Annotated in this window: 20 protein-coding genes; 8 read left to right on the top strand and 12 right to left on the bottom strand. The window is 68.8% G+C overall.

From position 1 onward, the window contains the following. Window positions 1-34 precede the first annotated feature (34 nt). A complete protein-coding gene (locus VPH61_RS17330; protein WP_332064759.1) occupies window positions 35-1,396 on the bottom strand; it encodes an MFS transporter in 1,362 nt (453 codons plus the stop codon). Window positions 1,397-1,577: 181 nt separating this feature from the next. Here VPH61_RS17330 and VPH61_RS17335 point away from each other — a divergent pair, with 181 nt between their 5' ends. Both VPH61_RS17335 and VPH61_RS17340 read left to right on the top strand, forming a co-directional pair. Continuing rightward, the gene (locus VPH61_RS17335) at window positions 1,578-2,204 is read left to right on the top strand and encodes a nucleotidyltransferase domain-containing protein (RefSeq protein ID WP_332064760.1); all 627 of its coding nucleotides are present in this window, start codon (window positions 1,578-1,580) and stop codon (window positions 2,202-2,204) included. Beyond that, window positions 2,201-2,578 carry a hypothetical protein gene (locus VPH61_RS17340; protein ID WP_332064761.1) on the top strand — a complete coding sequence of 126 codons (378 nt, stop codon included), beginning with the start codon at window positions 2,201-2,203 and terminating at the stop codon, window positions 2,576-2,578. The genes VPH61_RS17335 and VPH61_RS17340 overlap by 4 nt, the downstream gene beginning before the upstream one ends. A 44-nt stretch (window positions 2,579-2,622) precedes the next feature. Here VPH61_RS17340 and VPH61_RS17345 read toward each other — a convergent pair whose 3' ends face one another. From VPH61_RS17345 to VPH61_RS17365, 5 genes are all read right to left on the bottom strand, one after another. Then, window positions 2,623-3,081, bottom strand: a complete 459-nt coding sequence (locus VPH61_RS17345; RefSeq protein ID WP_332064762.1) for a pyridoxamine 5'-phosphate oxidase family protein — start codon at window positions 3,079-3,081, stop codon at window positions 2,623-2,625. Between the two features lie 108 nt (window positions 3,082-3,189). Beyond that, window positions 3,190-4,965, bottom strand: coding sequence for a glycoside hydrolase family 35 protein (locus VPH61_RS17350; RefSeq protein WP_332064839.1), 1,776 nt, complete (start codon window positions 4,963-4,965; stop codon window positions 3,190-3,192). A gap of 132 nt (window positions 4,966-5,097) precedes the next feature. Beyond that, complete coding sequence (locus tag VPH61_RS17355; RefSeq protein ID WP_332064763.1) at window positions 5,098-6,441, bottom strand: ABC transporter substrate-binding protein; 1,344 nt, start codon at window positions 6,439-6,441, stop codon at window positions 5,098-5,100. 79 nt (window positions 6,442-6,520) lie between these two features. Then, a complete protein-coding gene (locus VPH61_RS17360; protein ID WP_332064840.1) occupies window positions 6,521-7,405 on the bottom strand; it encodes a carbohydrate ABC transporter permease in 885 nt (294 codons plus the stop codon). A gap of 83 nt (window positions 7,406-7,488) precedes the next feature. Continuing rightward, window positions 7,489-8,409: a carbohydrate ABC transporter permease gene (locus VPH61_RS17365; protein ID WP_332064764.1), complete on the bottom strand. Its 921-nt coding sequence runs from the start codon at window positions 8,407-8,409 to the stop codon at window positions 7,489-7,491. 125 nt (window positions 8,410-8,534) lie between these two features. Here VPH61_RS17365 and VPH61_RS17370 point away from each other — a divergent pair, with 125 nt between their 5' ends. After that, window positions 8,535-9,563: a LacI family DNA-binding transcriptional regulator gene (locus VPH61_RS17370; protein WP_332064765.1), complete on the top strand. Its 1,029-nt coding sequence runs from the start codon at window positions 8,535-8,537 to the stop codon at window positions 9,561-9,563. Between the two features lie 317 nt (window positions 9,564-9,880). On the opposite strand, the gene VPH61_RS17375 is transcribed toward VPH61_RS17370, so the two are convergent. Further along, entirely contained in the window at window positions 9,881-10,666 is a 786-nt protein-coding gene (locus tag VPH61_RS17375; protein ID WP_332064766.1) for an IclR family transcriptional regulator, read from the bottom strand. Window positions 10,667-10,793: 127 nt separating this feature from the next. Between VPH61_RS17375 and VPH61_RS17380 the strand changes: the two genes are divergently transcribed. Beyond that, the gene (locus tag VPH61_RS17380; protein ID WP_332064767.1) at window positions 10,794-11,465 is read left to right on the top strand and encodes a DUF305 domain-containing protein; all 672 of its coding nucleotides are present in this window, start codon (window positions 10,794-10,796) and stop codon (window positions 11,463-11,465) included. A 94-nt stretch (window positions 11,466-11,559) separates the two neighbouring features. Here VPH61_RS17380 and VPH61_RS17385 read toward each other — a convergent pair whose 3' ends face one another. From VPH61_RS17385 to VPH61_RS17395, 3 genes are all read right to left on the bottom strand, one after another. Continuing rightward, window positions 11,560-13,362 (bottom strand): LVIVD repeat-containing protein, encoded by a 1,803-nt coding sequence (locus tag VPH61_RS17385; protein ID WP_332064768.1) that lies wholly within the window; start codon window positions 13,360-13,362, stop codon window positions 11,560-11,562. A 201-nt stretch (window positions 13,363-13,563) separates the two neighbouring features. Beyond that, entirely contained in the window at window positions 13,564-14,778 is a 1,215-nt protein-coding gene (locus VPH61_RS17390) for a hypothetical protein (protein ID WP_332064769.1), read from the bottom strand. Window positions 14,779-14,950: 172 nt separating this feature from the next. Next, window positions 14,951-15,430 carry a MarR family winged helix-turn-helix transcriptional regulator gene (locus tag VPH61_RS17395; protein WP_332064841.1) on the bottom strand — a complete coding sequence of 160 codons (480 nt, stop codon included), beginning with the start codon at window positions 15,428-15,430 and terminating at the stop codon, window positions 14,951-14,953. 117 nt (window positions 15,431-15,547) lie between these two features. On the opposite strand from VPH61_RS17395, the gene VPH61_RS17400 reads away from it, so the two are divergent. Continuing rightward, the gene (locus tag VPH61_RS17400; RefSeq protein ID WP_332064770.1) at window positions 15,548-16,333 is read left to right on the top strand and encodes an SDR family NAD(P)-dependent oxidoreductase; all 786 of its coding nucleotides are present in this window, start codon (window positions 15,548-15,550) and stop codon (window positions 16,331-16,333) included. A gap of 51 nt (window positions 16,334-16,384) precedes the next feature. Here the strand turns inward: VPH61_RS17400 and VPH61_RS17405 are convergent, their stop codons facing one another. Then, window positions 16,385-16,750, bottom strand: a complete 366-nt coding sequence (locus VPH61_RS17405; RefSeq protein ID WP_332064771.1) for a winged helix-turn-helix transcriptional regulator — start codon at window positions 16,748-16,750, stop codon at window positions 16,385-16,387. Window positions 16,751-16,848: 98 nt separating this feature from the next. Between VPH61_RS17405 and VPH61_RS17410 the strand changes: the two genes are divergently transcribed. The 3 genes from VPH61_RS17410 to VPH61_RS17420 all read left to right on the top strand — a co-directional run bounded on the left by VPH61_RS17410 (window position 16,849) and on the right by VPH61_RS17420 (window position 18,966). Then, window positions 16,849-17,727: an SDR family oxidoreductase gene (locus VPH61_RS17410; protein ID WP_332064772.1), complete on the top strand. Its 879-nt coding sequence runs from the start codon at window positions 16,849-16,851 to the stop codon at window positions 17,725-17,727. Window positions 17,728-17,839: 112 nt separating this feature from the next. Further along, window positions 17,840-18,514: a DedA family protein gene (locus VPH61_RS17415; RefSeq protein ID WP_332064773.1), complete on the top strand. Its 675-nt coding sequence runs from the start codon at window positions 17,840-17,842 to the stop codon at window positions 18,512-18,514. Beyond that, the gene (locus VPH61_RS17420) at window positions 18,505-18,966 is read left to right on the top strand and encodes a DUF4442 domain-containing protein (protein WP_332064774.1); all 462 of its coding nucleotides are present in this window, start codon (window positions 18,505-18,507) and stop codon (window positions 18,964-18,966) included. The genes VPH61_RS17415 and VPH61_RS17420 overlap by 10 nt, the downstream gene beginning before the upstream one ends. Here the strand turns inward: VPH61_RS17420 and VPH61_RS17425 are convergent. Further along, window positions 18,956-19,513: a dihydrofolate reductase family protein gene (locus tag VPH61_RS17425; protein WP_332064775.1), complete on the bottom strand. Its 558-nt coding sequence runs from the start codon at window positions 19,511-19,513 to the stop codon at window positions 18,956-18,958. The two genes, VPH61_RS17420 and VPH61_RS17425, sit on opposite strands and share 11 nt — an antisense overlap. Between the last annotated feature and the right edge of the window lie 126 nt (window positions 19,514-19,639).

Raw genomic sequence — 19,639 nt, forward strand, 5'->3', positions numbered from 1 at the left:
GCGGCGCGGTTCGGCGGGCGCGGTTTCGGCGGGCTCAGCCGACAAGTGCCGGGGTTTCGACAGGCGCAACCAGCAGGGGTTCGACAGGCTCAACCGGCAGAGCATCAAGCGGATGCGCGATCTCGTCGCGCGTCATCCGCGCCGCCAAGATCGCCACCACGCCGATCACGAGCGGGGCGACCCCCGCGATGAGGAACACCACAGGCAGCCCGACCGTCACCCCCGCCGGGCCGGCGATGGCCATCGAAACGGGCATGAACGCGAGCGAGACGAAGAAGTCGAGGCTCGAGACCCGCCCGAGCATGGCCGGCGGCACCCGCCGCTGCAGCAGCGTGCCCCAGATCACGACACCGCCGTTGAATGCCGCACCCACGGCGAACGCCGCGATCGCCATGAGCCAGATCTGGTCGGTCAGTCCGAAGACGGCGAGCGGGAGGCATCCGAATGCCCACAGCAGGTTCATCACCGTCAGGTAGCGACGCGGCAGCCTGAGCGAGGCGACGACCATCGAGCCGACGGCGCCGCCGATGCCGAACGCCGCGAGGATCAGCGCGTGCTCCCGCGGGCCGCCGCCGGCGGAATCCTTGATCACGAACGGCACGAGCACCTCGAACGGCCCCATGATCAAGAGGATCAGGAGCGACGCGAACCCGAGCGTGCCGAGCAGCCAGGGCGTGCGGGCCATGTAGACGAAGCCCTCGCGCACGTCGACGAGCAATGCGACAGCCGGATGCCGCGTGCCGCCGCTGCTCGTGTCGGCCTGCTCACCGTTGTCAACGTGCTCGCCGGCCGCCCCGCCCCGCAGCGGCAGATCGGGCACTTTCACGAGGCATCCGACCGCCGCAGCCCCCGTCAGCGCGGCGACGGCGAGTGCCGCACCCGGCGACGAGACGGCGATGAGCGCGCTCGCGAGCGCCGGCCCCGCAGCCTGCATGAGCACGGGCCGGGCCATGCCCTCGAATCCGTTGGCAGCGAGCAGCTGGTCTTCGGGCACGACGCTCGGCAGCAGCGCCGAGTAGGCCGGGTAGTACAGCCCGGCCATGATGCCGCCGACGAGCGCCACCGCCGCGAGCTGCCAGACCGCGAGAGCGCCCGCGAGCGACAGCAGCGCGACGATGCCGACGCTCGCGGTGCGCACGACCTCGACGACGAGCAGGATCTTCCGCTGCGGGATGCGGTCGGCGAGCGCACCGCCGAGCAGCGTGGTCAGCAGCATGCCGACCGCTGACGCGCCCGCGACGAGCGAGAGTTCGGCCGCACCGCCGCCGATCGCCACGATCTGCCAGACGAGCGCGACCAGCCAGATGCCGGAACCGACGAGGGATGACACGAGGGCCGCCGCGAGCCAGCGATAGGCGGGGTTGCGCAGCGGCCGAAGAGCCCGGGGAGTCGACACGATCTTCTCCTATGACATGAGAGCGAATACCTCAGAAGCGGATGCCTCTACTCATGCGTCGATCCGCAGCGGGCGAGATCGACATCTCTCGCATTCATTCTGACCCACCACCAGAATTCTGTTCGTTCGCGTAGAATTCTGGTGGATCGCGGAGTATTCTGTTGATCTGCAGGGGGGCATCATGCTGTTGCAGCATCCGTTCGAAGCGCTGACGACATCGGTCGACGGCGAATGCCTCGCCGTACTGGCGAAGGCAGAACACGAGTTCACGGCCTCACGTCTCGTGCCACTCCTGAAGAAGAAGCGCTCGCTCAGCGGAGTACGCAACGCACTCGATCGGCTTGCTGATCAGGGCGTGGTGGAGATGCGTCACGTTGGCAACGTGAAGAGTTACACGCTCAATCGATCCCATTTACTCGCGCCGGCGATCATCGCGATCGCCACCGTTCGAGATCGGTTCCTCGAGCAGGCGACCGACGAACTGCTGCACTGGCGGCCGACTCCGATCTATGCCGCATTGTTCGGATCAGCAGCGCGAGGTGAGATGCGCGCAGACAGCGACATCGACCTTCTTCTCGTACGCCCTGATGATGCCGACATCGCGCTGTGGGCGGACCAGATGGCCCACCTGCAACGCCTCGTCACGTCTTGGACCGGCAACGACACTCGCGTACTAGATTTCTCCGAACAGGAGGTACGCGACCACGCCATGACCGACCCCGTCCTCCGCGAGATCGCGCGCGAGGGCATCGGCCTGATCGGGCCCACGAGCTGGCTTCGACGGTTGACGACGAAGCAGGCATCGTGAGCCCGTCGGCGAGCTCATCCGCTCGTGCAGGGCGCCTCAAGAAGGCGATCGAGTTCCGCGACTCGGCTGAGCTCATCGAGGAGTTCATGAGCGACGCTGATCGTCGCGATGCCTACGTGACCCTGTGCGTGCATGCCGGCATCGCAGCTGCCGACGTCATCTGCATGGACGCCCTCGGTGAGTACTATTCGGGCCCGAGTCATGACACCGCGGCCAAGCTGCTCGCAAAGGTCGATACTGCGAGCGCGAAGCAACTCGCCACCCTTCTCGGCATGAAGACGAAGGCCGGGTACAGCGACGTTCCCGTTTCGAATGAGCAGCTCGCTCGCGCCAAGCGCGCGATGGAAGGGCTCGTCGACCGAGCCACGAAGTGACCTGATCGCACGCCGCATCGCAGCGACCAGGATCGGCATACGACTCATCCCACCGGAACGCTGACCCGCCCCTCGGTCTCGTCGAGCACGAAGACGTCGGTCGCGCGCGCCACGAACAGCCGATGCGGGGCGTCGCCAGTGACGGCCGATGCATCCCATGCCGGGAGTCCTCGCTCGATCGATCGCCCGTTGAAGACTTCGAGCGCGGCAGTCAGATCGGCGTCGTCGACCTGCCCGGCGACCGCATCGACGTACACGGCCTCGGCCCGGCCGACGGGCGCCGCCGAGTCGAAGACGACGAGCGCCACCTCGGGTCGCGCCTCGAGGTTGCGCGAATGGCGTCGCACGACTCGCGACACCCAGTAGAACTCCGAGAGGCCGCGCGCCGCGAACCAGACCGGGCTCGCCCACGGGCGCCCTTCGGTGTCGGCGGTGGCGAGGGTGAGGTAGGTGTTCTGTTCGATCAGGCGGCGGGCACTCTCCGACGGCGTCTCAGGTGGCATGGGCGACACGGTAGTCGAGTACGGCGGCGGGCACGAGGCATCCGCTGGTGTGCTGTTTCGACAGGCTCAACCAGCGAGACGTTTCGACAGGCTCAACCAGCGGAGGCTTCAGTACTCCGTGTGGCCGAGGTCGAGGCCGTCGGTGAAGACGGCCGGATGATTCGGCACCCCGTGCAGCTCGAGGAAGACGATCTCGTTCTCGCCGGCGTTCAACACGGGCGCCGGCACGTAGAGCGACCGCTGCGGGCCGGCCGACCAGTAGCGTCCGAGGGCGAAGCCGTTGATCCAGACCACGCCCTTGCCCCAGCCCGAGGTGTCGAGGAAGAGATCCCTCGGCTCGTCGAGGTCGAAGGTGCCGGCGCGGTACGACGGGCCGGCGACGGGCGCCGCCGGCCGCAGCGCCTGCCGCACGACGTCGAGGCGGCCGACGTCGAGCCCGGCGGCCAGCCATCGGCCGAGCGGTTCGCCGCAGAGGCGCACCTGACCGATGAGCCCCTTCGGCTCGCCGATGCGGGTGCCGTAGTTCACCCGGCCCTGATCCTCGACGAGCAGGTCGAGGGTGCCGCGGGCATCGTTCGGCAGCGAGAGCGAGTGGCCGCGGTGCGTGCGCGACAGCACGCCCACGCTGTCGCCGGCGACGAACACCTGCGCACGGTCGCGCACCTCGTCGACGTCGAGCACCGCGGGGCCGACGCAGTCGATCTCGGCGCGGTACAGCGTGAAGCCCTCGTACCGGCCGAGGTCGTCCATCGTCGGCGGCTGGTCGTGCGCAGTGAAGGTACCGAGCTCGTCGACGACGTCGAACAGCGCGGCGACGCGATCGAGCTCCACCTCGAAGCGCGGCGCCGGCGACGCGGCGCCCGGCCGTTCCGCGGGCACGGGTGCGTACTTGGCGATGACGTCCCGCATCGCCCAGTACTTCGCGGTCGGGTCGCCCGCCTCGTCGAGCGGCGCGTCGTAGTCGTAGCTCGTGACGAGCGGCTGATAGACGCCCTTGTCGTTGGCGCCGTTCGTGAACCCGAAGTTCGTGCCGCCGTGGAACATGTACAGGTTGACGGATGCCCCGGCCGCGAGCAGCTCGTCGAGATCACGTGCCGCCTGTGCGACATCCGTCGTGTGATGGTGCGCACCCCAGTGGTCGAACCAGCCGTCCCAGAACTCCGAGCACATGAGCGGCCCGACGGGCTGGTGGGTGCGCAGCGTCGCGAGCCGCTCGAGCGAGCGCGACCCGAACGACGCGGTCTTGTGCAGGCCCGGGATGCTGCCGGCCTCGAGCATCTCGGCCGTCGGCTGATCGACCGTGGTGAACGGCACCGTGAGGCCGATGCCGCGGTTCAGCTCGACGAGGCGCTCGAGGTAGCGGGCGTCGTCGCCGTAGGCGCCGTACTCGTTCTCGATCTGCACGAGCACGATCGGCCCGCCGCGATCGATCTGGCGCGGCACGAGGATCGGCGCGAGGGCCTGCAGGTACTCCTCGATCGCCGCAAGGTACTGCGGCTCGAACGAGCGCACGCCGACCGACGCATCCTGGAAGAGCCAGGCCGGTAGGCCGCCGTTGTGCCACTCGGCGCAGATGTACGGGCCGGGGCGCACGATCGCGTGCATGCCCTCGGCTGCGATGAGGTCGAGGAACCGGCCGAGGTCGAGGCCTCCGGTCGTGTCGAAGACGCCGCGCTCGGGCGCGTGCGCATTCCACGCCACGTAGGTCTCGATGGTGTTCAGCCCCATGAGCCGGGCCTTGCGGATGCGATCGGCCCACTGGTCGGGGTGCACGCGGAAGTAGTGCAGGGCACCCGACAGGATCCGGTGCGGCTTCCCGTCGAGCAGGAAGTCCTCGTCTCCGATGGCGAATGAGCGCGAGCCGACCGGCGACGGCGACTCGATGGCCGAGCCTCGTCGATCGTCGAGCTCGTGGAGAGTGGGTGATGACACGTGGTTCCCTCGGAAGTACTGGTGAAGTGGTGCGCCCGCCGGCCGGGGGGTATGAGCCAGCGGGCGCACCTGGGCGGCGAGTGACTACTCGCCGTTGACGGTGAAGCCCTGCTCGACGCCGTACTTGACGGTCGCCTCCTGCCATGCGGCGAGACCCTCGTTGAGGTCGGACTTGTCGGCGTACGACTGGCCGACCGTGTCACCGAAGATGCTGTTCGCGTAGGTCTGGAACGGCAGGTAGCTCCAGCCGGGCACGACGTCCTTCGAGGCCTGCACGAGCACCTCGTTGATCTTCTGACCGCCGAAGTACTCGCTCTCGTGGTTCAGGAACTCGTCGGACTCGAGGTCGGCGACGGTCGACGGGAAGCCGCCGTTCGCCGCGTGGATGGCCGCACCCTCTTCGCCGTTCAGGAACTCGAGGAACCCGTAGGCGACGAGCTTGTTCTCGCTCTGCTCGAGCACGGCGTCGCCGCCGCCGCCGTTCTCGGCTGCCGCCGCGACGCCCTCCTCGTAGGTCGGCATCGGCGCGACGCGCCACTTGCCCGAGGCATCCGGAACACCGGACTCGAGGTTGCCGGGCATCCAGGCGCCGATGACGAGCGTCGCGATGCTGCCGTCGGTCAGGCCCTGGTACCACTCGTCACTCCACGACGAGATCGGTGCGACCAGGTCGTTCTGCACGAGCTGGTTCCAGGTGTCGGCCCACTTCGTGCTGCCCTCGTCGGCGAAGTCGACGGTGACGTCGGTCGTGCCGTCGACGACGTACGGGTTGCCGCCGGCCTGCCAGATCATGCTCGTCGTGAAGCCGGCGTCGCCGACGTCGTTCGTGATGTAGGCGTCGGGGTTCGCCGCGTGGATCGCCTCGCCCGCCGCGATGTACTCGTCCCACGTGGTCGGGATCTCGAGGCCGAGTTTCGTGAAGACGTCTTCACGGTAGAACATCGCCATGGGGCCCGAGTCCTGGGGCAGCGCGTAGATGCCGTCGTTCAGCGACACCGAGCCCCAGGTCGAGGCGGTGTACTCGTCTTCGAGGTCGGCTGCGCCGAAGTTCGTCAGGTCGACGAAGGCGCCCGAGAGGGCGAACTGGGGCAGTGCGTAGTACTCGACCTGCGCGACATCCGGTGCCCCGGTGCCCGCCTTGATGGCGTTCTGCAGCTTCGTGTAGTGGTCGTTGCCGGTGCCGACGTTCTCGAGCTTGACGTCGATCTTCGGGTACTTCTCCTCGAAGGCCTCGACGATGGGCTCGAGCTGGGGCGCCCAGCCCCAGACCGTGATGCTCGACTCCTCCTGGAGCGCGGCGGCGATCTCCTCGGCGGATGCCCCGGTCACGTCCTCCGCGTTGCCGCTGGGCGCGCAGGCGGCGAGCGAGGCGGCCAGTGCCGCGGCCGTCGCGACCCCCGTCCACCGGATGATGCTGTGCTTCCTCATGGTGTTCCTTTCACTGCGATGTGTGGATCGAGCAGGACTGCTCGGAGGGTGGTGTTGCTCGAACAAGCGGCGACCGCGGTCACTGCTTGACGCTTCCGGCCGCGAGCCCCGACTGCCAGTACCGCTGCAGGAAGAGGAACGCGACGATGATCGGCACGATCGTGAGGAGCGAGCCCGTGATGACGAGGTTGTAGATCGCCTCGCCGCCCGCGGTCGTGGCCTGCGCGTTCCACGCGTTCAGGCCGACCGTCAGCGGGTACCAGGTGGATTCGCTCAGCATGATGAGGGGCAGGAAGTAGTTGTTCCAGGTCGCGACGATGGTGAAGAGCAGCACCGTCACGAAGCCCGGGGCGAGAAGTCTCGCCGAGATCGTGAAGAAGGTGCGGAACTCGCCAGCGCCGTCGATGCGCGCCGCCTCGAGGATCTCGGTCGGCACGGCGTCGACCGCGAACGCCCAGACCAGGAACAGGCCGAAGGGGCTGATCAGCGAGGGCAGGATGATCGCCCACGGCGTGTTCGTCAGCCCCATCTGGCTGAACATGAGGAACGTCGGCACGGCGAGCGCCGCACCCGGCACGGCCACCGCGCCGAGCACGACGGCGAACACGGCGCGCTTGCCCGGGAAGTCGAACTTCGCGAGCGCGTACCCGCCGAGCGTCGCGAGGAAGGTGGCGCCGCCGGCGCCGACGACGACGTAGAGCAGGGTGTTGCCGAACCAGCGGAGGAAGACGCCGTCGTCGTAGGTGAGCGTCTGGACGATGTTGTCCCAGAGCGCGAAGTCGCCCGAGAACCAGAGGCCGAAGCTCGAGAACAGGTCGCGCTGGGTCTTGGTCGAGTTGACCACGAGCCAGAACAGCGGCAGCAGCGCGTAGCCCGCGAGGATCGCCATGAGGATCGTGAGCCACACCGACTTGCGAGTGGTCGGACCACTGCTGGCGGCGGAGAGACGGCCACCCCGCGGCATCCGCTCGGTGCGGTCGGTGCGTGCGGTGCGCCCGGCTCGACCGGCTCGCCCGGTCTGCTCGGTCGTGATCGCCTTCGTCGCGGTCATGCTCGGCCAGCCTTTCGGGATCCGGAGAGCTGAACCACGTACGCGATGACGACGGTGATGAGGCCCATGATGATGGCGATCGCCGCCGAGTAGTTGAACTGCTGGCCCGAGAACGAGAGGTTGTAGGCGTACATGTTCGGGGTGAAGTACGTGCTGATCGAGTTCGGGGCGAGCGTCTTCAGAATGTTCGGCTCGTTGAAGAGCTGGAAGCTGCCGATGACCGAGAAGATCGCGGCGATGACGATCGCACCGCGGATCGCCGGGATCTTGATGTTCCAGACCGTGCGGAACGCACCGGCACCGTCGAGCGACGCCGCCTCGTACAGCTCGGTCGGGATGACGCGGAGGGCCGCGTAGAAGATGAGCATGTTGTAGCCCACGAACTCCCACGTCACGATGTTGCCGATCGAGGCGAGCACCCAGTTCGACGAGAGCGGCGCCGGGAGGTCGAGGCCGAACGCGTCGGTGATGTTGCCGAACAGGCCGAAGCGGGTGCCGTACATGAAGCCCCACATGAGCGTCGCGACGACGGCCGGCACGGCGTACGGGAGGAAGATCGCGATGCGGAAGAAGGAGGCGACGTGGAGCCTCGCGCTGTCGATCGCGAGCGACGCGGCGAGCGCGATGACGAGCATGATCGGCACCTGCACGAACAGGAAGATCACGACCCGGCCGAGCGAGTCCCAGAACTTCGGGTCGCCGAGCGCCATGGCGTAGTTCTCGAGGCCGACGAAGCTGTTGCCGCCGATCATCTGCTCGCGGAAGAGGCTGAGGTAGATCGAGTAGACGACCGGCGCGACGAGCACCAGCACGAAGACGATCATGAACGGGGCGAGGAACAGCCACCCCGTCCATCGGCCTGCGCCGCGGCGCGCGAACGGGCCGCGGCGGGCTGTCACTATCGACGTCGTTGTCATGCCGGAGGGTTCCTTCGATCCATTGCGAGATGTTCACGTAAACAATTACCACAGTCCGTCTACGATGTCTACGTGAACATTCCTGAGCGCGTGCGACCACGTGCTCCACGTGGAGGTATCTGCAGATGACCGGACACCCTCGCCCCGAGACTCGACGCGGCGCTTCGATGGCGGATGTCGCGAAGGTCGCCGGAGTGTCGTCGCAGACGGTCTCACGCGTGGCGAACGACAAGGCGAACGTCGACCACGCGACCAGGGAACGCGTGCTCGAGGCGATGCGAGAGGTCGGCTACCAGCCCAATCACGCCGCCAGGGCGCTGCGCACCGGGCGGTTCAAGTCGATCGGCGTGATCGTCTTCACCCTCTCGACCTTCGGCAACATGCGCACGCTCGACGCCATCACCGCCGCCGCGGCCGAGGTCGACCACACCGTGACGGTCATCCGTATCCCCGACCCGACCCGTGGCACCGTCTCGGGAGCGTACCGACGGCTGAGCGAGCAGGCCGTCGACGGCGTCGTCATCATCTTCGAGGCCCACCTGCTCGACCGCGCCGAGATCACCCTCCCGAACGACCAGCCCGTCGTCGTCGTCGACTCGAACGCCGGCGACGGCTTCACCGTCGTCGACACCGACCAGGCGACGGGCGCACGAGAGGCGACTGCGCACCTGCTCGACCTCGGGCACGAGACGGTGTGGCACATCTCGGGGCCCGAGGCATCCTTCTCGGCGCTTCACCGGGCCGAGTCCTGGGCGGCGACCCTCCGAGAGCGCGGCATCACTCCGCCGCCGATCCTCGTCGGCGACTGGACGACGGACTCGGGCTACCGCATCGGCCGCGAGATCGTCGCGCGCGGCGACGTCACCGCGGTCTTCGCCGCCAACGACCAGATGGCCCTCGGGGCCATGACCGCGTTCCACGAGGCCGGGCTGCAGGTGCCCGGCGACATCAGCGTCGTCGGGTTCGACGACATGGACGAGTCGAAGGCATTCTGGCCGCCGCTGACGACCGTGCACCAGGACTTCGCCGAGGTCGGCCGGCTCTGCATCCAGAGCCTCATGCGCGAGATCGAGACCAAGACCCACACCCCCGGCCGCACGCTCGTGCCGACCCGGCTCGTCGTGCGCGACAGCACGGCGGCGCCGAAGGGCTGAACCGCGGGCCTGGTTTCGACGAGTTCGATCAGCAGAGGTTTCGACAGGCTCGGTTTCGGCAGACTCAACCAGCAGCGAATGATGCGCGGGGAGAGAGACCCGAAACCCTCTCCCCGCGCGATCACCATCCCACCCCGGTACAGCCGGACCGTCCCCCGAAGGCCGATCGCCTGGAGCGATCAGGTGGTGATGGAGACACGCGCCCTCTGTCGCGTGTTCGTCACGCTATGGGCAACGGTCGCGCCCGCGCAAGGCCGAGATTTCAGATGATGAACAGCGGATGCCGCAGCCGCGGGCCGCGGCATCCAAGCCGTCCTTCAGGCCCCCGAACTGCCGAGCCGATCTGCGCCGATCTGCAGCGCGAGGCGCGACGCCGCGTCTTGCAGGCGGTGCACGAGGGCGGGGTCGGCGTGCGCGGCGACCTCCGTCGGCAGCGAGACGGCGAGCGATGCGGTGATGCCCGCCGCGCTCAGCGGCACGGCGACGCACGTGTAGCCGATCGCGTACTCCTCACGATCGACGGCCTGCTCGCGCGAGCGCTCGAGCTGGTCGAGCAGCACCCGCCGGTCGCTGATGGTGTGCTGCGTGAGTTCGGCGAGCGGATGCCGCGACACGTAGTCGAGCCGCTCCTCCTCGGGCAGCACGGCGAGGATCTGCTTGCCGAGCGCCGTCGCGTGCGCGCTGCTGTGCAGCCCGACCCAGAGTTCGACCCGCGGGTTGTGCACCGCATCGACGATGTCGACGAGGTGCACCTCTCCGTCTTCGAACCGCGAGAGGTACGCGGTCGCGCCGAGCTCGTCGGTCACGCCGCGGAGCGCGGTGCGCACCCGCGAGAGGAACACGCCGTGGGCGGCGTCGGCCGTGACGAACGCCGGGAAGCGTGTGCCGAGCAGCAGGCCGTCGGGTTCGCGGGCGAGGTAGCCCTCGTGCACGAGGGTGCGCACGAGATTGTAGGTCGTGCCCGGGGTGAGGCCGCTCGCCGCGACGAGCGCCTTGACGGGCATGGGCCGCGGTTCGTTCGCGACGATGTCGACCAGCCGAAGGGCGCGCTGCACCGAGCCGATCAGAGTCGGATCCGAGTCGCGGGCGTCGGGTGACGGCATCGGTTTCCCCCCTCGGCAATGGTAGCCCCGCGAAGCGGCATCGAGTTAGATGGACGATGACCCTGCGGCGCTGCTTGCTTGCTCGCAGCGCCGAATGAATGCCCTTCGACGAAGACGAGGTATGCGGATGACGGTTGCGGAACGTTCCGGCCCGGCAGCCTGCCTGGCCCTCGTGCTCGTGTTCGGACTGGCCGCCTGCACCGCCGACACCGACGGGGCCCCGCCGACGAGCCCCGTCGTGCAGCTCGGCGCCCCCGGCGAGGAGAACCACACCCTCGCCCCCGGCGAAACGCTGAACCTCGAATCCCCGAAGCACACCGAGGCCGACGAGCAGTTCATGCTCGACATGATCGTGCACCACGACCAGGCCATCACGATGACCGGGTTCGTCGACGAGCGTACGGACGACCGCGACATCCGCTTGCTCGCCGAACGCATGCGCGTCAGCCAGGAGGACGAGCTCGACCTCATCACCGAGTGGCTGCAAGACCGGGTCGTGCCGCTGAACGACGCGCGCGCCGGCGGCGGCCACGGCGGGCACGACGGCGACGCGATGCCCGGCATGCTCACCAAAGCGCAGCTCGCCGAGCTCGAGGCGGCCGACGGGGCGGAGTTCGAGCGGCTGTTCCTCGAGTACATGATCATGCACCACCAGGGCGCCGTGCAGATGGTGGCCGAGCTCTACGCCGCCGGCGGCGGGCACGAGTCGGAGATCGATCAGTTCGCCCGCCACGTCGAGTCCGACCAGGGCGTCGAGATCGCGAAGCTGCAGCAGTTGCTCGCCGCTCGTTCATCCTGAGCTGCCGCACCGCACGCTGCACGCGAAAGTGCCCAGCGGCGCGTGGCCGCTGGGCACTTCGGGCGGGAGGCCGACGAGCGGCCTCCCGCATGGATCATCCGAAGGTCGCCGCCAGCGCGTTCAGCGCCTGCACCAACGCGGAGTCGGCCGCAGCGCCCGACTTCTCAGCCGCATTGCCGAGCTGGTCGACGATGGCGTCGTCACCGGCAGACCCGGCCGCGAGCTTCTCGGCCTGGTCGATCGACTTGTTCACCTGCTTCAGCGCGTTGCCGCTGAGGCTGCCGTCGCGCTCGGCCTGGTCGACGTACGAACGCGCGACCGCGAAGCTCGGCGCGTGCACCAGCTTCGACTGCAGCTGCGCGTTGAACTCGGCGAGCTCGATCTCGCCGGCTGCGGCGATCTCGTTCTCGGAGAGCTGATCGCTCGCCGTGAGCGCGAGGCTCTCGAAGCCGCGCGCGATCTCGCTGCCGAGCACGTTGCCGTTGTACCAGTAGGTCGACCAGTACCCGGCGAGGTTCAGCCCGGCGGGGTTCGGCGTGTTCACCGGGCCGCGGTCGAGGTAGGCGATCTCGGTCGGGTTCGCCGTGTCGGTGAAGTCGATGATCGAGAGGCCGCCCTGGTACCAGGCCTGCACCATGATGTCGCGACCGGGCACCGGCACGATCGAACCGTTGTGGGCCACGCAGTTCTCCTGCGCGGTCTGCGGCACCGGCAGCTTGTAGTAGCTCTTGAACTCGAGCTTGCCGTCGACGATGTCGAAGAGCGCGTTCGCGCCCCACTCGGGCTGGTCGGTCACGCGGCAGCGAGCGGCGGTGCCGCCGCCCCACTCATCGGTGAAGACGACCTTGGTGCCGTCGTTGTTGAACGTCGCCGAGTGCCAGTACGAGTAGTTCACGTCGGAGACGGCGTCGAGCCGCACCGGGTTCGCCGGGTCGGAGATGTCGAGCAGGATTCCGTTGCCCTGGCACGCACCCGCAGCGAGCCCGATCTCGGGGAACGCCGTGATGTCGTGGCACGTGTTGGTGTTCGGGTTTGGCGAGTACGGCGTGCCCGACGGGTGCAGCGGCTGCGTCGGGCCGTTCTGCAGTCCGTTGAACGCTCCGGTCTCAGGGTCGCTGAAGATGCGCGGCTGGCTCACGATGGCGGCCGAGGCCGGGTCGGCGAGCGGCACCTTGATGACGTCGATGCGCCACTGCGTCGGGTTGCCCTCGGTCACCGGGTCCTGGGTCGCCGGGTGGTTCTCGCAGCCCGCGAGCTCGAGCGGCGAGCGCACGCCCGACGTGCCCGAGTTGTAGATGTAGACGTTCTCGCTGTCGTCGGGGTCGCTCACGAGCGTGTGCGTGTGCGAGCCGCGACAGGTCTGCACGCCCGGTAGCTGCACGGGGTTGTCGATGTCGCTGATGTCGAAGATGCGCACGCCGCGGAACCGCTCGGCGTTCACCGCGCCCGGAGCACCCTGCGTGCCGCAGTCGATGCGGCCACGCGACTCCTCGACCGACATGAAGAGCAGGTCGCCGTAGACCGAGACGTCACCCTGACCGCCGGGGCACACGAACGAGCCGCGCAGCGTGGGCGCCGCGGCATCCGACACGTCGTAGACCTGGAAGCCGTTGAAGTTGCCGACGATGGCGTTGTCGCCCGAGAACGCCAGGTCGGAGTTGACGAACCCGAAGTTGCCGGGCGCGGCGTCGAACGGCGCGACGCGAGGCAGGCTCGCGAGCAGCTCGATGTTGCTCGTCGCCGTCTGGGCGTCGAGGTAGCCCGGCGGCAGGTCGATGCGCGGATCGTCCTCTGCCGTGGCTGCCGTGGCCGTCACCAGGGACGAGCCGAGCAGCAGGGCCCCGGCCAGGGCCAGCGCGCGACGGCGCCATCGGATGTTGCGGGGTGCGGTTCTCATCGGTAGTTCCCCTCTCTCGCTTCACTGCGATCGATGCCCTCCGACGGGCGGGCCGGCACGTCGTCGTGCCCGGCACGCGGCCCCAGAAGGCCGATCTCTGGGTCAAACGTAGCGGGGCGGAGGGGTTCGCCGCAGCAACGAATTTTCGAATTCGGCGCGTTTCGCTGCGAGATGTCAACGCCCCATCCTGGGGGTGCGGGGTCAGCTCGCGCTGAGCGCCTCGCGCGCGTGGCGGTACTTCTCGGCGAGGCGCACCTGCGCGTCGAACTCGAGACGGCGCACGCGCCACGGCGCCGTGTTGTCGTCGAGATCGGCGAGCTTCACGCGGCGGGCCACCGGGTGACGGCGGATGCGCGCGTAGTACTCGTCGTCCGCGACATCCGGAGTGCGGGTCAGGAGCTGCACGACCTCGACGACCTCGCGCTGCACGCCGGCCTCGAGCAGGTTCTGGGCGGTGACCGACGTGTCTTCGAGCACGTCGTGCAGCCAGGCCGCCGCAACGAGCACGGGCTCGGTGAGCGGGTCGAAGCGCTCGGCCATGCGGCCGGGGTGGTCGATGTACTCGGCGCCGATGCGGTCGAGCTGGCCGCGGTGGGCGGCGAACGCGATGCCCTTGGCGAGCGCGACCTGGGCTGCCGCGTCGACGGCGGGCGCGGGCTGGGCTGCCGGTGCTGCGGGCGCGAGCGGCGCGATGGGGCCGGTCACCGAGATCGGCATCTGCGTCACATTGGCGGGCATCGCGGATGCCGCGGGCTCGACCTGCTCGAACCTGTTTGAACCGATCACTGGGTGGTACTCCTCGATCATCTGGTCGTCGATCATCTGGTCGTCGTCGTCATGGTCGTGTGGGCCGGCGGCGTGCACCGGGTACGGGAGATCGATGACCTCGGTCGGCTCGCTCTCGTCGGCTGCGACGTCGTCGAGCTGCTCGAGATCCGCCGGCTCCGCGAGATCGACCGGCTCCGCGACATCCGTCACCGCCGCCGCTGCGGCCGCCTCGGCGAGCGGATCGCGCCCGAGCACGGGGCGCACGAAGTCGAGCTCGGCCTGCAGCTCGGCCATCTCGCGCGCGTCGAGCTCGAGGAGCGACCGGGCGTTGCCCTCGCGACGGCGCACGAAGTAGTCCTCGTCGACCTCGGTCAGCTCATCGCCGTCGCTCGTCGTGAAGTAGCGGATGCGGCCGGCATCGGTCACCGGAATGATGACCTCGACGAACTCGCCGCTCGGCTCCTCGCTGCAGAGGTAGTAGCGCTGCACGTCGCGCGGCGACGGATGCCGCCCCCACTCCGGCGCCGGAAGGCGTCGCGGGCGCAGGGTTCCGCCGGCATCGGCGCTGCGGCGACCCTGCCGTGGCGCGAGCTCGCCGTCGGACGCGCCGAGCCCGAACACGGGCTGGTCGTCGGGGTGGGTCGTCACTCGGGCTCCTGGGCTGGCGCACCGACGAGCGGGGGGTCGACGCGGGGGCGACGTCGGGTGGGGGTGCCGGTGCGCTCCTCCGATGGTAGGGCGGTTCGGCGCGGAGCGCACGCAACCGGCCGGGCTTCGCCGTATCGACGAGACGGCCGCGCGCGCCGGCAGACCGGAAGCATCAGTTGGAAGGCTGCCATCCGCCCTGAGAGCGAACGGCACCCGTGATGCGCCGGCTGATGATCCTCAGCTGCTGTGCTTGCGCGCGGGTGAGCGAGTCGAACACGACCTCCCGCACGAGCTGGACATGACCGGGCGTCGATGCGCGAACGAAGTCGCGGCCCTCGCTCGTCAGCGTCGCGAGGGTGATGCGACCGTCGGCCGGATCGGGTGCGCGGCGAACCCATCCTTCGCGCTCATGCCGGTCCACCGCACGCGAGAGACGTGACAACGTGCTGTTGGCGAAGCCGGCGAGGTCGCTCATGCGGAGGGTGCCGTCCTCGGCGCGCGAGAGGGCGAAGAGGATCCCGAAGTCGAAATGGCTGATCCCCGAATCTCGCTTCAACTGCGCGTCGAGCGTCGCCGGCATCCACTCGAGGAGCGTCGCAAGGGCCGACCAGGTCTCGAGTTCTTCGCGGTCGAACTCGTCGGTGGATTCCATTGCCGTCACGCGTTCACCCTACTCGATGACTTGCTCAGGAAAGTGAAACCTTGATACGTTCACTTTCTCAGGAAAGTAATTACCGCTGCGAACGCAGCCGGGAAGGATGCACAGCACATGGACCTCGAACTCGCCGACAAGAAGGTGTTCGTCAGCGGATCCACCCAGGGAATCGGGTACGCCGTGGCCGAAGCGCTCCTGGCCGAAGGAGCATCCGTCGTCATCAACGGGCGCAGTGAACACCGAGTCGCCGATGCGGTCGAGCGGCTCCGCGCGGCCGCTCCCGGCGGCGATGTCGCAGGTATCGTGGCCGACCTCGCTCACGCCCAGCAGTCGCGCACCCTCCTCGACTCGCTCGGCGAGGTGGACGTGCTGATCAACAACGTGGGACTCTTCGACGTCGCGCGCTTCGCCGACATCGACGACGACGACTGGTTGCGATACTTCGAGACCAACGTGATGAGCAGCGTCCGCCTGTCGCGCCGGCTCCTCGACCCCATGCTCGAGAAGGGGTGGGGGCGGATCATCTTCATCGGCACCGAGTCGGCGGTCGACGTGCCGGGCGACATGATCCACTACGGGGCCACGAAGGCGGCTGCGCTCGCGCTGGGCAACGGGCTCGCGAAACTCACCCGGGGCACCGGGGTCACGGTGAACACCGTGCTCGGCGGACCGACCTACTCCGACGGCGTCGCTGCAACCGTCGAGCAGATCGCCGCGGCGCACGCCATGTCACCCGACGCACTGAAGTCGAGCCTCGTGCGCAGCTCGTCGCTCATCCAGCGGTTCACCGAGCCCGCCGAGATCGCGAACCTCGTGGCATTCCTGGCCAGCCCACGCTCCTCGGCGACGAACGGCGCGGCGCTCCGAGCAGATGGTGGAGTGCTCCCCACCATCATCTGAGCAGGCAGCAGGCAGCAGGCAGCAGGGCGGCGGCGCGGCGAAGCCGCCGCGTCAGGCTTCCTGCACGATGCCGTCGGCGCGCACCGCGACCCACTGCACGAGCGGCAGCATGTGCTCCATGAGCTCCCGGCCGAGGTCGGTCAACGCGTACTCGACGCGCGGTGGCACCTCGGGGTACGACGTGCGCGCGACGATGCCGTCGGCCTCGAGGGTGCGCAGCGTCGAGGCGAGCATCTTCTCGCTGATGCCCTGCACCTCGCGGCGCAGCTCGCCCCATCGATGCGTGCCGTCGGTGAGGGCGAGCAGCACGAGCACGCCCCACTTGCTCATGATGTGATCGAGCACCACTCGGGTCGGACATCCCTCGGTGAAGACTTCACCCGAGGCTGCCCGGATCTCCGCAAGACTTACCGTCATGTGGGTACCTTACTTCAAAGTGGGTACCACCGACAGGGAAGGTTGGTGCGCGGCATCCGGTTGCTGACAGTGACCGCAACCGGAAGGACCACCCAACCATGACCATCCTCGTCACCGCAGCCTCTGGCCAGCTCGGCCGCCTCGTCGTCGACGCACTGCTCGCCCGCGGCGCCGCCCCCGCCGACATCGTTGCGACCGCCCGCGACACGTCGAAGCTCGAGCACCTCGCCGCCCGCGGCATCCGCACCGCCGAGCTCGACTACGCACGGCCCGAGACCATCGCACCGGCGCTCGACGGCGTCGACACCGTGCTGCTGGTCTCGGCCTCCGAGCCCGGCAACCGCGTCGCACTGCACCGGAACGTGATCGACGCCGCGAAGGCCGCCGGGGTCTCGAAGCTCGTCTACACGAGCGCACCGCAGGCCACCACCGCCGACTTCGTGCTCGCGCCCGACCACAAGGCCACCGAGGAGGCCATCGCGGCATCGGGAATCCCCGCCGTGATCGTGCGCAACAACTGGTACACCGAGAACTACGCAGCGGATGTCGCGCGCGCCGCGTCGACCGGCGTGATCGCGGCGTCCGTCGCCGACGGGCGCGTCGCAAGCGCCACCCGCGTCGACTTCGCCGAGGGCGCCGCCGTGGTGCTGCTCGAGGACGGCCACCTCGGCGAGGTCTACGAGTTCGGCGGCGACGTCGCGTGGAGCTACGACGAGCTCGCAGCGGCCGCCGCCGAGGTCGTCGGCCGCGACGTGACGTACACGCCGCTCACGACCGACGAGCACGTCGCCGCCCTCGAGTCGTTCGGCCTCGACGCCGGCACGGCCGGCTTCGTCGCCGGCATCGACACGGGCATCCGGGGCGGCGTGCTCGCCGAGACGGATGGCACGCTCTCGCGCCTCATCGGCCGGCCGACGACGCCGCTCATCGACGGGCTGCGCTCGGTCGCCGAGGCATCCGCTGTCGCCTCGGTGTAGCGCCTAGACCCAGCGGGGCAGTCGGCCCACGCGAATTCCCCTACCGGGGTACTACGCGGATGCGACGACGGGGGGACGCGATGGCGACAACCCCGTTCGTAGCGTCGGAGGCATGGAGTTCCTGACCGACATCGTGCTCTCACTCGTGCAGTCGCCGTGGGTCTTCGTGGTGATCCTCGTCGTGTGCGTCATCGACGGATTCTTCCCGCCCGTGCCGAGCGAGACGGTCGTCATCGCAGCGGCAGCCGCCGGTGCGGCGACCGGCGACTGGGCGATGCTCGCCGGTGCCGTGATCGCCGCATCGGTGGGTGCGTTCGTCGGCGACAACATCGCGTACACGATCGGGCGCACCGTGGGAGTCGACCGCTGGAAGTGGATGCGGCGCGATTCCGTGCGGCGTGCGATCGCCTGGGCGCGCGACGGCCTCGACCGTCGCGCGACGGTGCTCATCCTCACCGCCCGCTACATCCCCGTCGGGAGGGTCGCCGTCAACGTCACCGCGGGAGCCGCCGGCCTGTCACGCCGGCGGTTCCTGCCGCTCTCCGCCCTCGCCGCACTCAGCTGGGCCGTGTACTCCGTCGCGATCGGACTGTTCGCGGGCCAGTGGCTCTCGGGCAACCCGCTGCTCGCGGCGCTCCTCGGCATCGCCATCGCGCTGGTCATCGGCTTCGCCATCGATCGCGTCAGCTCGGCGCTCGCCGCGCGGCGATCCGCCGGCGTTGTCGACCTCCGACAACCCGTTCGCGACATCCGGCCGCTCGCGCAAGACTCGTCGGCATGCACGTGACACCCCGCCGCCTCGCGATCGGCATGAGCCTCTGGATCCCCAACCTGTTCAGCGGCATCCGCGTGAAGCGCTTCGCCCCCGACTGGACGAGCGCGACCGTCGAGCTGCACGTCAACGTCTTCACGCGTAATTACGTGAAGACCGCGTTCGGCGGATCGATGTCGGCGATGACCGACCCCTACTTCTTCATGCTCGTGATGCACCAGATCGGGCGCGACTACGTCGTGTGGGACACCCGCGGCGAGATCGAGTTCGTGAAGCCGGGACGCGGTGTGCTGACCGCGCACTTCGCGGTATCGCCCGAGAAGACGGCCGAACTGCGCGAGCGCGCCCGCGGCGGCGCGAAGGTGCTCGAATGGTTCGAGACCGAGATCATCGATCGTGACGGCGACGTCGTCGCCCGGGTGCGCCGCGAGGTCTACGTGCGCGAGAAACGGCGACTCAGCGCTTGACGTCGAAGACCTGCTTGACGATGCCGTTGGAGTAGGCCTCGCACTCGACGAGGTCGAGGTGCGTGTACGGGTCGCCGCCGCCGAAGAGTCGCTTGCCGTCGCCGAGCAGCACCGGGAAGACGAGCAGGTGGTAGCGGTCGACGAGACCGGCTGCGGCGAGACCCTGCGCGAGGGTGGCGCTGGCGTGCACGATGATGGGCGCGCCGTCGCCCTCCTTGAGCTTCGCAACGTCGTCGAGCGAGCGCAGCACGTGCGTGTTGTTCCACTCGGGGTCGGTCAGGGTGCTCGAGACGACGTACTTCGGCATGGCGTTGTACTCGGCGAACTCGTCGTCCATCGTCGGCCAGACGGGAGCGAACTCGTCGTAGCTGACGCGGCCGAGGAGCATGGCGCCGGCCTCGACCTGCTCGCGCCCCTTGATCTCGTAGGCCTCCTCGACGAAGGGGATGTCCGTGAAGGTCCAGCCCGCCCGCGGGTGCGAACCGCCGCCGGGCGAGTCGATGACGCCGTCGAGGCTGATGAACTCGGTGACGATGAGGGTGCGCATGATCGTTTCCTTCCGAGGCGGTGTCTCCGCTCTCATTGTGGCGTCGAACGGGAATCGCCGAGATCGACATCCGGCGCGAACTCGATGTGCGCGCCCGCGCCCGCGCCCGAACGCACGACTCCCCGG

This window comes from Agromyces sp. CCNWLW203, assembly GCF_036576125.1.
In the GTDB taxonomy this organism is placed as follows: domain Bacteria; phylum Actinomycetota; class Actinomycetes; order Actinomycetales; family Microbacteriaceae; genus Agromyces.

Bases quoted from the DNA above. Each gene is read 5' to 3' on its own strand.
- VPH61_RS17335 (WP_332064760.1), top strand. From the start codon at position 1,578: ATGCTGTTGCAGCATCCGTTCGAAGCGCTGACGACATCGGTCGACGGC.
- VPH61_RS17345 (WP_332064762.1), bottom strand. From the start codon at position 3,081: ATGCCACCTGAGACGCCGTCGGAGAGTGCCCGCCGCCTGATCGAACAG.
- VPH61_RS17355 (WP_332064763.1), bottom strand. From the start codon at position 6,441: ATGAGGAAGCACAGCATCATCCGGTGGACGGGGGTCGCGACGGCCGCG.
- VPH61_RS17360 (WP_332064840.1), bottom strand. From the start codon at position 7,405: ATGCCGCGGGGTGGCCGTCTCTCCGCCGCCAGCAGTGGTCCGACCACT.
- VPH61_RS17365 (WP_332064764.1), bottom strand. From the start codon at position 8,409: ATGACAACGACGTCGATAGTGACAGCCCGCCGCGGCCCGTTCGCGCGC.
- VPH61_RS17370 (WP_332064765.1), top strand. From the start codon at position 8,535: ATGACCGGACACCCTCGCCCCGAGACTCGACGCGGCGCTTCGATGGCG.
- VPH61_RS17375 (WP_332064766.1), bottom strand. From the start codon at position 10,666: ATGCCGTCACCCGACGCCCGCGACTCGGATCCGACTCTGATCGGCTCG.
- VPH61_RS17380 (WP_332064767.1), top strand. From the start codon at position 10,794: ATGACGGTTGCGGAACGTTCCGGCCCGGCAGCCTGCCTGGCCCTCGTG.
- VPH61_RS17385 (WP_332064768.1), bottom strand. From the start codon at position 13,362: ATGAGAACCGCACCCCGCAACATCCGATGGCGCCGTCGCGCGCTGGCC.
- VPH61_RS17395 (WP_332064841.1), bottom strand. From the start codon at position 15,430: ATGGAATCCACCGACGAGTTCGACCGCGAAGAACTCGAGACCTGGTCG.
- VPH61_RS17400 (WP_332064770.1), top strand. From the start codon at position 15,548: ATGGACCTCGAACTCGCCGACAAGAAGGTGTTCGTCAGCGGATCCACC.
- VPH61_RS17405 (WP_332064771.1), bottom strand. From the start codon at position 16,750: ATGACGGTAAGTCTTGCGGAGATCCGGGCAGCCTCGGGTGAAGTCTTC.
- VPH61_RS17410 (WP_332064772.1), top strand. From the start codon at position 16,849: ATGACCATCCTCGTCACCGCAGCCTCTGGCCAGCTCGGCCGCCTCGTC.
- VPH61_RS17415 (WP_332064773.1), top strand. From the start codon at position 17,840: ATGGAGTTCCTGACCGACATCGTGCTCTCACTCGTGCAGTCGCCGTGG.
- VPH61_RS17420 (WP_332064774.1), top strand. From the start codon at position 18,505: ATGCACGTGACACCCCGCCGCCTCGCGATCGGCATGAGCCTCTGGATC.
- VPH61_RS17425 (WP_332064775.1), bottom strand. From the start codon at position 19,513: ATGCGCACCCTCATCGTCACCGAGTTCATCAGCCTCGACGGCGTCATC.